Annotated in this window: 10 protein-coding genes; 8 read left to right on the top strand and 2 right to left on the bottom strand. The window is 67.5% G+C overall.

The genetic code is table 11. The annotated features are described in order from the left end of the window. Window positions 1–134 precede the first annotated feature (134 nt). From ADBZ9K_RS15600 to ADBZ9K_RS15570, 7 genes are read left to right on the top strand one after another with little or no spacing between them, the layout of a single operon-like run. Entirely contained in the window at window positions 135–1,001 is an 867-nt protein-coding gene (locus ADBZ9K_RS15600; protein WP_526621960.1) for an SDR family NAD(P)-dependent oxidoreductase, read from the top strand. A 21-nt stretch (window positions 1,002–1,022) separates the two neighbouring features. Next, entirely contained in the window at window positions 1,023–2,252 is a 1,230-nt protein-coding gene (locus tag ADBZ9K_RS15595) for a cytochrome P450 (protein ID WP_526621959.1), read from the top strand. A 7-nt stretch (window positions 2,253–2,259) separates the two neighbouring features. Continuing rightward, complete coding sequence (locus ADBZ9K_RS15590; protein ID WP_526621957.1) at window positions 2,260–3,441, top strand: aromatic ring-hydroxylating oxygenase subunit alpha; 1,182 nt, start codon at window positions 2,260–2,262, stop codon at window positions 3,439–3,441. Window positions 3,442–3,448: 7 nt separating this feature from the next. Continuing rightward, window positions 3,449–4,306, top strand: a complete 858-nt coding sequence (locus ADBZ9K_RS15585) for a hypothetical protein (protein ID WP_526621956.1) — start codon at window positions 3,449–3,451, stop codon at window positions 4,304–4,306. Beyond that, window positions 4,303–5,064 carry a Zn-ribbon domain-containing OB-fold protein gene (locus tag ADBZ9K_RS15580; protein WP_526621954.1) on the top strand — a complete coding sequence of 254 codons (762 nt, stop codon included), beginning with the start codon at window positions 4,303–4,305 and terminating at the stop codon, window positions 5,062–5,064. The genes ADBZ9K_RS15585 and ADBZ9K_RS15580 overlap by 4 nt, the downstream gene beginning before the upstream one ends. Then, on the top strand, window positions 5,061–6,227 hold the full coding sequence (locus ADBZ9K_RS15575) for a thiolase family protein (RefSeq protein WP_526621952.1): 1,167 nt from the start codon (window positions 5,061–5,063) through the stop codon (window positions 6,225–6,227). The genes ADBZ9K_RS15580 and ADBZ9K_RS15575 overlap by 4 nt, the downstream gene beginning before the upstream one ends. A 29-nt stretch (window positions 6,228–6,256) precedes the next feature. Continuing rightward, window positions 6,257–7,780 carry a class I adenylate-forming enzyme family protein gene (locus ADBZ9K_RS15570; protein WP_526621950.1) on the top strand — a complete coding sequence of 508 codons (1,524 nt, stop codon included), beginning with the start codon at window positions 6,257–6,259 and terminating at the stop codon, window positions 7,778–7,780. 40 nt (window positions 7,781–7,820) lie between these two features. Here the strand turns inward: ADBZ9K_RS15570 and ADBZ9K_RS15565 are convergent, their stop codons facing one another. Together ADBZ9K_RS15565 and ADBZ9K_RS15560 are read right to left on the bottom strand one after the other, a co-directional pair. Next, complete coding sequence (locus ADBZ9K_RS15565; protein WP_526621948.1) at window positions 7,821–9,983, bottom strand: acyl-CoA dehydrogenase family protein; 2,163 nt, start codon at window positions 9,981–9,983, stop codon at window positions 7,821–7,823. A gap of 74 nt (window positions 9,984–10,057) precedes the next feature. Next, window positions 10,058–10,816 carry an SDR family NAD(P)-dependent oxidoreductase gene (locus ADBZ9K_RS15560; protein ID WP_526621946.1) on the bottom strand — a complete coding sequence of 253 codons (759 nt, stop codon included), beginning with the start codon at window positions 10,814–10,816 and terminating at the stop codon, window positions 10,058–10,060. Window positions 10,817–10,959: 143 nt separating this feature from the next. On the opposite strand from ADBZ9K_RS15560, the gene ADBZ9K_RS15555 reads away from it, so the two are divergent. Further along, window positions 10,960–12,501, top strand: a complete 1,542-nt coding sequence (locus tag ADBZ9K_RS15555) for a molybdopterin-dependent oxidoreductase (RefSeq protein ID WP_526621944.1) — start codon at window positions 10,960–10,962, stop codon at window positions 12,499–12,501. Window positions 12,502–12,511: the final 10 nt, after the last annotated feature.

The raw sequence follows: 12,511 nt of genomic DNA, 5'->3' as shown, positions 1-12,511 counted from the left end.
TCTAAATCTATAGCTGTAAGGTTTCTAGCGCCCGGCGTGGCGGCCGTCACACCCCACCCGGCGTCACCCCGAAAGCGGCCGCGGCCTCGACAGAAGACCACGGCAATCGTCAACGAAGAGGAACGGACGAAGGCATGAGACTCGAGGGCAAAGTCGCCGTCATCACCGGCGCCGGTTCCGGACTGGGCCGGCAGTGCGCACAACTTTTCACCGCCGAAGGCGCCCAGGTCGCCATCGTCGACATCGACTCGGACCGGGCTGAACAGACCCTCAAGCTGGTGACCGAAGACGGCGGCGACGCCATCGCGATCACCGCGGACGTCTCCGAGAAGGCTCAGATCAAAGCCGCGATCGACCAGACGGTCGATCACTACGGCAAGCTCGACATCGCCTGGGCCAACGCCGGAATCGTGTCCCGCGGCGGCTCCGCGACACTGGGCATCGGTGACCCCGTCGCCTTCGAAGACATGACCGAGGACGACTGGAACGAAGTGGTCGGGGTCAACCTCAGCGGCGTCATCTACACCGCCCAGGCCGCGATCCCCCACCTCAAGGCCAACGGTGGCGGCACCATCCTGGCCACCTCCTCGGCAGCATCGTTGGTGGCGTACCCCAACATTGCGCTGTACTGCGCCACGAAGGCCGGGGTCAACGGACTGGTCCGGGCATTGAGCCTCGATCTCGGCCGCTACGGCATCCGAGTGAACGCCATCGCCCCGACACACGGGATGTCACCCAACTTCCTGCTGCCCCCGGGCTCGCCCGTCGTCGGAATGTCCTATGAGGAATCGGCCGGCGAGTGGGACCCCAGCGTTTCCCCGATCCCGCTCAAGCTCAAGCGGCCGCCGTCGTTGGCCGACAACGCCAAGGTGGCACTGTTCCTCGTCTCCGACGACGCCGCATACATCTCCGGCGCCACGCTCGGGTCCACCGACGGGGGCACGTTGGCCCGTGTCGGCATGTGGTTCCCGCAGGACCTCAACCCTGAGCCCATCGCCTGACCGGACTACGAGGAGACCGAGATGACCACGATTGAAAAGGTTCCCGCGCACCTGATTACGGACTTCGACGTCTACGACGCCGATCTGGCCCTACCCGTCGACGTGATGCAGGAGAGGATGGCCGAACTGGCCGCGATCGGGCCGGTGGTGTATTCGACCGCACACGGCGGGCACTGGATCGTGACCCGCTATCAGGAGATCTACGAAGTCCTCACCCATCCGGAGAGCTTCTCGAGCTACCCCAACAATCTGGTGACGCCGGCGGACTTCGGCCGGTTCATCCCGCTGGAGCTCGATCCGCCCGAGCACACCGCATACCGCCACGCCCTGCAGCCGCTGTTCAGTCCGCAACGCATGAAGCGCCTCGGGGAAGAGATTCGCGGGGTGGTCAACGAACTGATCGACGCGTTCGCCTCCAGGGGGCATGCGGAGTTCATCTCGGAATTCGCCCATGAGCTTCCGGCCCGGGTTTTCCTGGCACTGATGGACTGGCCCATCTCGGATGTCGCCATGTTCACCGAAGCTACTGATGCGGTGTTGTTCGGCAAGCCCAACGGCACCAAGGAAGAGTCCGACCAGGTGATGATGACCGCGGCGATGACGATCGCCGGGTACTTCCACACCGTCATCGCCGAGCGTCGGGCCAACCCCGGAGAGGACCCGACGTCCAAGCTGATCCACACCGAGGTGGCACTGCCCGGCGGAACCCGGGCATTGACCGACGAAGAACTGTTCCGGATGTTCTTCCTGCTGTTGATGGGCGGGCTGCACACCGTGCAGGGTTCGCTGGCATGGTCGGTGGTGCACTTCGTCAACAATCCTGCTCAGCGCCAAGCGGTCATCGACGATCCGGAGCTGCTGCCCAAAGCCGTCGAGGAAGTTCTGCGCATCGAGGCGGCCGTGACGCCTGGCCGCCGGGTGACCCATGATGTCGAATTGGGCGGTGTGCAGCTGTCCGGCGACGACCAGATGATCCTGCTGTTGTGCACGGCGAACCGGGATGTCGACCTCTTCGAGGCACCCGGAACCTTCGATACCAGTAGATTCCCCAACCGGCACCTCTCCTTCGGTGCGGGCCCACACCGATGCCTGGGTTCGCATCTGGGCCGGCTCGAACTGTCCATCGCGTTGGAAGAACTGCACCGGCGGATTCCCGACTACCAGCTCGTCGAGACCGACCCGCCGATCTTCCACTCCACACAGGTGCGCGGCTGTCACCGTATGCCGATCACCTTCACGCCAGAGAAGTGAGGACGCCATGACCACATCACTGCCGCGCCCCGATCGGATCAGGCGCGCGATCGAACTGTTGCGCAACGACACTACGGACAAGTTCGACGATGTCGTACGCTTCGGCGCCGAGGAGTTCACCGATCCCGTTCTGGCTCAGCAGGAGCGTGACCTCGTCTTCGGCCGGGTGCCGTCGATCGTCGCCCACGGCAGTGAGATCGCCAAGCCGTATGACTTCATCACGATCCAAATGCCACGAAACAACGTTCTTGTCGTGCGCCAAAAAGACGGTGGTGTAAAGGCTTTCGTCAATCTGTGTCGACATCGCGGTGCCCTCCTCGAGGAGAATGAGAAAGGGCGTTGCCGATTCTTCTCCTGCGCCTACCACCGGTGGTCCTATGACCCAGACGGATCGTTGCGAATGATCACCCGGGACAACACCTTCGGTGACATCGACCGAAGCAGCCAAGGACTTGTCGAACTGCCCTGCGAGGAGCGCCACGGTCTCGTCTGGATCGTCGACAGCGCGGAAGCGTCGATCGATGTCGCCGAGTGGTTGGGCCCCGAGATGGACGCCATCCTGGCCAGCTACCAGCTGGAAAACCTGGTCTGCTTCCGGGCGGCGGGCTTCGACGAACCGACGAACTGGAAGATCATGCAGGACGCGTTCCTCGACGGCTATCACATCCAATATGCACACCCCAATTCCGCCGGCAAGATCATCCACACGAACGTGATGGCGTTTGAGGACTTCGGCAGGCACTGCCGCTTCATAGCGCCGCGCAAGACGATCGATCGATGGCTGGAGGAGGACCCCGGTGACGTTCCGCTCGATCCCTACGTCACCGAGACACACTTCCTGCTGCCCAACAGCACACTGCTGCGCCAACCGGACCACTTCCAGCTGTTGACGTTCCGGCCGCACCCCAGCGACCCGACGAAGTCGCGCATGGAGCAACGGCTCATGGTGCCTCCGGTCGAGGAGTCCGAGTGGGACGAGCAGCGCTGGGCCAAGCGATGGGAGAAGAACTGGCAGATCCTGCTGACCGTGTTGCACAGCGAGGATTTCCCCCTCTTGCGCAACTCGCAGCAGGGGATGACAAGCGTGGATGCCGGCGAGATGCTGCTGGGCCGCAACGAGATTGCCAATCAGGTGTTTCACCGCGAGATCGGCAAGCTGCTCGCCGAGGGCCGGGCCGGCGCCTCGTGACGAGCCGATGATCAAGTATGAATGGCGAACCGAGCTCAGTGCGGACGAGGCGGACCAGCTCGCAGACCTCCTCGACCGGGCGGCGAACTACGACGCTGAGCCTGGCTACAGCACAATCGATTTCGCAGATGTGCAGCACGCCATGGCCGTCGGAGCAGCCAGCCGTCATCTGGTGATCTGGATGCTGCCGTATGCCACCGCGATGGCGCAGCGGGAGGCCCCGGAGCGTATCGCCGGGTTGCTGCGGATGACCGACACTGCCCCCGGGGTGGCCGAGGCCACCGTCGTCGTCGATCCCCGGCTGCGTTCGATCGGGATCGTGACCCTCCTACTCGAACGACTCGGCCTCGACACCTCCGACCCCGACGGGTGGCTGGGCACCGGTGCACACACCGTCACATCCTGGGCCAGGGGCAATCACCCGGCGACCGGACGCCTGAGCAGTCGCTTCCTGATTCCCCGTACCAGGCGGGTCTGGCGACTCATCCGCGCCACCCCGCCCCACTGGGAGCGAGCAGCCAGCCCGGTGCTCGAGCCAAGCGGAACCAGCGCCGGCGGCCGGCGCTTCGTCTTACGGGAAGGCGGCCGCGTGGTGGGCGAAGCAATTGTGAACCGCACCCCGGTCGACTCCGAGGAATACGGCGCGTGCGCCGTCGTCGAACGCCTCGACCACTCCCCCTCGGCGCCGGCCGGCGCGCTGCGCCGCCTCCTCGACGGCATCTCGGTCGTGGTGCACGAAGCCGGCCTGGATGCTGCGCTCATCCACGTCGATTCCAACGATCTCACCATGGTGACCGCCGCCCGGCTGGCCGGCTTCCACCACGACCGGACCGACGTGCGCTACCACATAGGGGAACCTTCTTGACCACCGAAGTCACCACCGCGATACCCAGCTCACTCATGACGACGGTGGCTGCCCACGGCAAAGCCGTTGCCGCCGCGGACAATCGCGCGGTGCTGGCGGACTTCATGCCCGATCGCATCGGCCAGCTGATCGCGTCGGCGGACGTCCCGAACCAGTTGGCGGGTTCACAGGTCCGCAGCATCACCGATGCCGGCGACGGCCGCTACGACGCGATCATCCGCTACACGAAGCCCGACGACACCTGGTTCGAATTGCGCAGCCGCTGGCTGCTGTTCGACGACGGCACGTGGCGAGTCCTGCACGTGCGCAACATCCCCGACACCCCGCCGTGGATGAACCTCACCGGACCGTCCGACGACGGGGTCGACGCCGCGCACTGGGAAGGGTTGCGGGCCGGCCGCCTTCTACTGCAACAGTGCGGGGCCTGCACCACCTGGATCTGGGCGCCCCGTTGGCTCTGCCCGAACTGCCACAGCTTCGACCTGCGGTGGATGCCGGTGCAGCCCGCGGGCACCGTTTACTCGTGGACTCGCACCTGGCAGCCCTTCTCCCCGGAGAGCCGGGGACACTTGCCCTACCTCGTCGTGTTGGTCGAGCTGCCCGGCGCCGGGGGACGGCGCGTGCTCGGGGTGCTGGCCCACGCCGACGGTGTGACACCAGTCATCGGGGCGGCGGTGCGCGGCCAGATCGAACAGCCACCCGACGGCAGCGGGCACTGGCCGCTGATCCGCTGGCACCTCGACGGGACGCCCCAATGAGCGCCTTCCGTGGAGCCACAGCTGTGGTCGGTGTCGGATCTACCGACTACTACAAGCGAGGGACGAGTCCGTTCTCGTCGGCCCAGCTGGTGTTGCAGGCGATTCTGTCCGCCTGTCGCGACGCGGGCGCCGACCCAAAGTCGATCGATGGATTCGTCTCCTACGCAGGAGATTCCAGCGAGGGCCTGGCGATCGGCGCGGCCCTCGGTGTCCACGAGGTGCGCTGGTCGACCCAGGTCTGGGGAGGTGGCGGTGGCGCCGTCGCCGCGGCCGTGAACTGCGCAGCTGCAGCCGTTTACAGCGGACAGGCGCAGTGTGTGGTGGTGTATCGAGGCCTCAGCGAACGCACCGACGGACGCGGCGCCTTCAACAAAGGCCACATGGGCCATCTCTACACGGCCCATGGTGCGATCGCGCCCGCGCAGGTCTGCGCACTCCGCACCCAACGCATGCTGGAGGTCGATCGGGTTCCGGCATCGGCACTCGAGGCGGTGGCTCTCGCGGGCTACCACCACGCGCAGAACAATCCCCGCGCAGTCGCCTACGGCCGCTCGCTGGACCATGATCAGTATCAGCACAGCCGGTTGATCTCCGAGCCACTTCGCCTCTTCGACTGTTCGCGCGAAAACGACGGGGCGACGGCGATTCTCGTCGTGGCCGCGGAGCGCGCCGCCGACTATCGCGGTGAACCCGCCTACATCCTGTCCGGTGTCCAGGGAGCGGCGTCCGGCTGGTCGGAGTCGGTCGAGAACGAAGATCGCTACACCAGCGCGGGCTTCCACCCTGCCCTGGTCGAGCGGTTGTGGCACGGCGCCGGGATGGGGCCGCGGGATGTCGACGTCGCGCAGGTGTACGAGAACTTCACCGGACCGGCGGTGGCAGCAATGATCGATCACGGCCTTTGCCCACCCGGGCCCGCCGCCGGGGAGGTCATGACCGTCGAGAATCTGACCGTCGAGACCGGTGACCTGCCGATCAACACGGCCGGCGGCAACATCGCCGAGGGATTCGTGCACGGAATCGGCCTCGTCGCCGAAGCCGTGCGCCAGGTTCGGGGCGGTTCGGCCAATCCGGTATCCGGCGCCGAAGTCTCCCTGCTGATCGGCGGGCCCATGGCACCATTGGTCAGTTCGACCCTGTTCGGCTCAACGGCCACCATCTGATCTCAGAACAGCACGTACGGAGGAGGACGATGGTCGCATCAATGGCCTCGGCGTTGCGGTGGTGGGCTCGCACTGAAGGTGACCGCGACGCGCTGGTGGTCGGTGAGGACCGGCTGACCTATCGCCAATTGCACGACTGGACAAGCCGGCTGGCGCGCAAGCTAGCCGACGACGGAGTCAAGCCCGGTGACCGCATCGGCCTGCTGGCGCCCAATGCGCTGCAGTGGCCGGTCGCCGCGCTGGCGATCATGAAGAGCGGCGCGGTGCTGGTCCCCCTGAATTCCCGGCTCAAACCGGCCGAGATTCGCAAGATCGCCGACGATGCCGACATCAGCGCCGTCATCGCCGCACCCAGCCATGTCGGCGTGGCCGGCGAGGCACGTGCCGGTGGCCGCGAGTTCGTCGTGTGGGGCTTCGACGGGATCACGGCGTGCCAGGTCGGCGAGCCCGACGACTTCGTCGTCGAGCCGAATGTCCTGGACCCGATTGCGGTGATCTTCACCAGCGGATCGACCGGTCTGTCCAAGGGCGTGATCCTGACCAGCCAAACCCTGATGGGCATGGTCCTGGAGAACACGTTGACCGAGGAGGGTTTCCGGCCAGGGACTGTCACACTGCTGGTGCTACCGCTCGCCTTCACCCCTGGACTCGTCTACGGAGTGCTGATGACCACCGTCCTCGGCGGGACGCTGATCGTGGAGCCCGAACTCAATCCAGCGCGAGCCGTCCAGCTGATCGAACGGCACTCGGTGCGAGCGCTTTTCGGGGTGCCGTTGATCTTCCAAGCGCTTTCCAGCACCCCTGAGTTCGTCGACGCCGACCTCAGTTCGCTGCAGACCGCCATCGTCGGTGGAGCGGCGGTGCCCGCCGACCTCCTGCGCCGCTGGGCCGAGAAGGGCGTACTACTGCGCCAGATCTACGGAATGACCGAAGCCGGTGGGGTGGCGACGGCAACCGTCAAGGCCGAAGCCCTAGACCACCCCGACTCCTGCGGTGCCGGTTCGATCTTCACCGAAGTCAGGGTCATGACCGACGACGGCTGCATGGCGCCGCCCGGGCAGCCGGGCGAGTTGGTGGTCCGCGGCCCCGGCGTCACGCCCGGTTACTGGAACGACCCGCAGACCACCGCCACCGCCATCCGGGACGGCTGGTTGCACAGCGGCGACCTCGGTGTCGGTGACGAACACGGCCGGGTCCGCTTCCTCGACCGGATGAAGGAACTCATCATCTCCGGCGGGATCAACATCTCGCCGGTCGAAGTGGAGTCGACGATCGGCAGTCTCGGCGGTGTCGCTGAGGTCGCCGTCATCGCCGCGCCGGATCCACGCTTCGGTGAGACGCCGGCCGCCATCATCTGCCTCACGCCCGGATCCGGGCTCGACGAGTCGGCGGTGGTCGACCATTGCGAGAAGGTGTTGTCCGACTACAAGATCCCGCGCTACGTGGTGCTGCGCAGTGATCCGCTGCCGCGACTGCCCAACGGCAAGCTCGACAAGAATGCCGTCCGAACCGAATACCGCGACATCACCGTGCGGTTCGGCAAGGTGCGATAGCCGCGGCCGGCCTGAGTCTTGTCGCCGTGCCCGAAGGCGCCTACTTGATCAGCGGATCCCGCGGCATCCCGAGGATGCGCTCGGCGATCTGGTTGCGGGTGACCTCCGAGGTGCCTCCCGCGATGGCCATGCCGCGCGCCCCCATCGCCGCGCGGGCCGCCAGCTCACCTTCGCCACCTTCGAGCACCAGCTCGGGACCGACCAGCGCCGCGGCGATCGCCCCCTGTTCCTGAAAGTGCTCGGCCAGCTTCAGTTTGGTGATGTTGCCTTCCGGGCCCGGCCCGGCGCCTTCGATGCTTCGCACCACCCGGCGCAGGTTTAGCAGCCGCAGCGCATGGTCCTCGGCCAGGAACCGGCCGACCCGCTGTGTTGCGCCGACCACCCGGCCACCGTTGCGGTTGGCCAGGTCGACCAACCAGGCCGACGCCGGCGCGATGCCGCCCGCACCGCCGCCGATGCTGACCCGCTCGTTACCGAGCGTGGCCCGCGCGACCGTCCAGCCGGCATTCGGCTCCCCGACCACGTCCTCGTCGGGAACGAACACGTCGTTGAAGAACACCTCGTTGAACTCCGAGCCGCCGGTGATCTGCCGCAGCGGGCGCACCTCGACCCCGGGCGCCTCCATGTCCAGGATCACCATCGTGATGCCCGCGTGCTTGGGCACGTCGAAATCGGTACGCACGGTGGCCAGGCCGCGTTTGCAGTAGTGCGCACCGCTGGTCCAGACCTTCTGCCCGCTGATCCTCCAGCCGCCGTCGACCCGGGTGGCGCGGGTCTTGACCGCGGCGGCGTCCGAACCGGCCGAGGGCTCGGAGAACAGCTGACACCAGATCTCATCCTTGCGCAGCGCCTTCTCCACGAATCGTTCGATCTGCGAAGCGGTTCCGTGCTGGATCAGGGTCAGGATCACCCAGCCGGTGATGCCGTAGTCCGGCCTTTTCACCCCGGCCGCGGCGAACTCCTCTTCGGTCAACAGCTGCTCGACCGCGCCGGCCGCGCGCCCCCACGGGCTGGGCCAGTGCGGCATGACATATCCGGTGGCGATCAGCTCGTCGAGTTGTGCCTTGTCGTCGAGACCCGCGATGGCGACCGCGTCGGCGCGGATCTGGGTGCGCAACTGCTCGGCCTCGGCGGGCAGGTCAAGGCTGTTGGCCCGGTTCACCCCCGCCGCGGTCAGCTCGAACACGTCGGTGGCCGGACCGTCCCCGCCGAGCAGGGCCTGCACGGTCAGCGCACGCCGCAGGTGCAGGTGCGCGTCGTGTTCCCAGGTGAACCCGATGCCGCCGTGCACCTGGATGTTGAGCTCGGCGTTGCGGACGTAGGCACCGAAGGCCAATGTGGCTGCGGCGGCGGCGATCAACTCGAACTGCCGGTCGTTGCCTCCGGCCGCCCTTGCCGCGTCCCAGACGGTGGCGACCGCCGACTCCGCGGCGACGAGCATGTTGGCGCAGTGATGCTTGACGGCCTGGAAGGTCGCGATGGTGCGGCCGAATTGCTCACGCACCTTGGCGTATTCGACGGCGGTGTCCACGCAGTCCGACGCCCCGCCGACGGCCTCGGCCGCAAACAGCGTGCGGGCGTGGGCGAGCGCCGCCGAACGCGCACCGGCCAGAACGCCGCCGGTCAGGGCCACGTCGTGCAGTGTCACCCGGCCGGAGCGCCGGGTGCGGTCGAGGTTTCCCGGCACCTCGACCGACACCCCGTCGGCGCTGCGTTCCACCACCACGACGTCGTCCCCCGCCATCAGCAGCAGCAAATCGGCCAGGCCGGCCCCGAGCACCACACCCGCGTCGCCGGATACCGTGCCGTCGGCGACGGTGACGGCACCGTCGAACCCGACGCCGGCGGTCACCGAACCGTCGACCAGACCGGGCAGCAGACGGGCCTTCTGCTCATCGCTGCCCACCGCCGATATGACGGCCGAGGCCACCACGGTCGGCACGAACGGTCCTGGTGCCACCGCACGGCCGAGTTCGTCGATGACGACCACGAGCTCCGGCAGGCCGAACCCCGAGCCGCCGTACCGCTCGTCGATGTGCAGCCCGAGCCAACCCAGTTCGGCCAGCTCCGGCCAGAACGCCGGACGGGCCTCATCGGGGGCGTCGAGCAGCTCGCGGGCGGCCCAGCGGGCCTTCTGAGCGGTCAGAAACGAACGCGCCACATCGGCGAGTTCACGGTGATCGTCGGTCAGTGCGATACCCATCGGGTCCTCCTCGAGGCGGCGGTGCCTTGCCTACTGCCTTACCACAGCCGTCGGCGACGGGGCTCGGCGTGATCTCACCGGGGCGCGAAACGCTGCCCGGCATCCAGCCGGATGCACTGGCCGTTGAGCATCGGGTTGTCGACGATCGCGGCGACCAGTTTGGCGAACTCCTCGGGCCGGCCCAACCGCTTGGGGAACGCCGCATCCTTGGTCAGTGCCGCGGCGAACTCGTCGGGAATGCCCTTGGTCAGGCCGGTGGCGAACAAGCTCGGCGCGATGGCCAGCGCCCGGATGCCCAGCGACCCGAGGTCGCGGGCCATGGTCAGGCACATCCCGGCGATCCCCGCCTTGGCGGCGGTGTAGGCGATCTGGCCGATCTGACCCTCGAACGCGGCGATCGAGGCGGTGTTGATGATGACCCCGCGCTCCTCGTCCTCGGGCTCGTTGGCGGCCATGTGTGCGGCGGCGAGCCGGCTGATGTTGAAGCTGGCCACCAGGTTCAGGTCGATGGTGTTGCGGAAGGTCTCCAGGCTGTGCGGGCCGTTCTTGCCGAGAGTCTTCTCGGCGCCGCCGCCGCCCGCGGTGGTCAGCACGACGTGCAATCCGCCCAGCGCGTCGACTGCCGCCTGCAGCGCCTTCTCAGTGCCCGCGAAGTCGGTGACGTCGACTCCGAAGAACGGGCCGCCGAGGCCGGCCGCGACCTCGGCACCGTCGCTCCCCTCCCGGTCGAGAACCGCCACCGCGGCCCCGCGGGAGGACAACAGCTCGGCGCTGGCCCGCCCGAAGCCCGAGGCGCCGCCCACGACAACCACTTTCTTGCCCGAGATCTCCATCCGATTCCTCCTGTTGTCGAAGCCGCCTCAGCCCTTACCGTGCAGCTTTCAGTTCCAAATCGGTAAGGACGTTACCGCTCGTCATCGACTGGTAATGAATGTGGGTCGCCCCCTCGGCGGCAGGTCGGCGGTAGGTTGGCGACATGGCCCGAACCAGCGTTGGTCTGCGGATGGGCGCGGGTATCGCCGCGGCTGCGGTGGCCGTCGGCGTGGCGCAGTTGTTGGCGGTGCTGTTCTCCCCCGCAGCCGACGCCCGCACCGCCGTCGGCACCGCGGTCATCAACCTGACCCCCGGCCCGGTCAAAGAATGGGCGATCCAGACGTTCGGCACCGCCGACAAGCTGTTCCTCACGGTGGCGGTACTCGCGGTGATCGGAGTGCTGGCCGCCGTCGCAGCGATCTGGGAACGTACCCGGGTGCCGGTGGGCACGCTGGCGATCCTGGCCGGTGCGGTAGCCGGGAGCGCAGCCGTCCTGGCCCGGCCCGGGGCCCACCCGGCCGACATCATCCCGACGCTGGTCGGGGCGGTCTGCGGTATCGCGGTGCTGCGGCTGCTCACCTCGGGCCGCATCAGCGAGGGCCAGGCCACCGCGGCCACCGAGGCCGCCGGCGTCGATCCCGGCCGGCGGTTGTCGCTGGTGACGTTCGGGTTCGCCGGGCTCGGCTTGATCAGTGGTGTCGCCGGAGTGGTGATCACTCGCCGGCTGCACTCGGTGTCCGGCGACCGGGAGGGCTTCGCGCTGCCGTCAGTGCCGTCACCGGCGCCGCCGGTGCCCGGCGACGTCGCACCCACCGGCGTCGAGTTGCCGAGCTTCATCACCAGCAACGCCGACTTCTACCGGATCGACACCGCACTGAGCGTGCCGCAACTGTCGCGTGCCGACTGGCGGCTGCGCATCCACGGCATGGTCGACCGCGAGATCACCTACACCTTCGAGGATCTGCAGAAGTTCCAGCCCATCGACATGGCCGTGACTCTGACGTGCGTATCCAACCCGGTCGGCGGCAACCTGATCTCGAATGCCACCTGGACTGGCTACCGGATCAGAGACCTGTTGCGTGACAGCGGAATCCACCCGGACGCCGACATGGTGCTCTCGACGTCGACGGACGGGTTCACCGCGGGCACCCCGGTGGAGGCACTGACCGACGGACGCGACGCCATGCTGGCGGTCGGGATGAACGGCGTCCCGCTCCCCGTCGAGCACGGCTATCCCGCCCGGCTGGTGGTACCCGGGCTCTACGGCTACGTGTCGGCCACCAAGTGGGTGGTCGACCTGGAGCTGACCCGTTTCGACCGGGCCCAGGCCTACTGGACGAAACTCGGCTGGTCCGAGCGGGGCCCGATCAAGACCGAGTCACGCATCGACGTCCCGCGCGACGGCCAGACGGTCGCCAAGGGCCCGGTGACCTTCGGTGGGGTGGCCTGGGCCCAGGATCGGGGCGTCAAAGCCGTCGAGGTGCGGATCGACGACGGGCCCTGGCAGCAGGCCCAGCTCGGCGCGGCCTACTCCAACGACACCTGGCGGTTGTGGAGCTTCCCGTGGAACGCCACCCAGAGCGGCACCCACGCCATCACGGTTCGCGCCACCGACAACACCGGCGCGGTGCAGACGCAGGACCAGGCCCTCCCGGTACCCGACGGCGCGACGGGCTGGCATTCGGTCTCCTTCGGGGTCACCTGACGGTTGGTTG

Source organism: Mycobacterium sp. (genome assembly GCF_965229265.1).
Classification (GTDB): domain Bacteria; phylum Actinomycetota; class Actinomycetes; order Mycobacteriales; family Mycobacteriaceae; genus Mycobacterium.
Note: the sequence above shows the minus strand (reverse complement) of the source record. Positions and strands in the feature narration are given on the sequence as shown.

Coding starts and splice junctions, on each gene's coding strand:
- ADBZ9K_RS15565 (WP_526621948.1), bottom strand. CDS start 9,983: ATGGGTATCGCACTGACCGACGATCACCGTGAACTCGCCGATGTGGCG.
- ADBZ9K_RS15590 (WP_526621957.1), top strand. CDS start 2,260: ATGACCACATCACTGCCGCGCCCCGATCGGATCAGGCGCGCGATCGAA.
- ADBZ9K_RS15595 (WP_526621959.1), top strand. CDS start 1,023: ATGACCACGATTGAAAAGGTTCCCGCGCACCTGATTACGGACTTCGAC.
- ADBZ9K_RS15600 (WP_526621960.1), top strand. CDS start 135: ATGAGACTCGAGGGCAAAGTCGCCGTCATCACCGGCGCCGGTTCCGGA.
- ADBZ9K_RS15560 (WP_526621946.1), bottom strand. CDS start 10,816: ATGGAGATCTCGGGCAAGAAAGTGGTTGTCGTGGGCGGCGCCTCGGGC.
- ADBZ9K_RS15585 (WP_526621956.1), top strand. CDS start 3,449: ATGATCAAGTATGAATGGCGAACCGAGCTCAGTGCGGACGAGGCGGAC.
- ADBZ9K_RS15555 (WP_526621944.1), top strand. CDS start 10,960: ATGGCCCGAACCAGCGTTGGTCTGCGGATGGGCGCGGGTATCGCCGCG.
- ADBZ9K_RS15570 (WP_526621950.1), top strand. CDS start 6,257: ATGGTCGCATCAATGGCCTCGGCGTTGCGGTGGTGGGCTCGCACTGAA.
- ADBZ9K_RS15575 (WP_526621952.1), top strand. CDS start 5,061: ATGAGCGCCTTCCGTGGAGCCACAGCTGTGGTCGGTGTCGGATCTACC.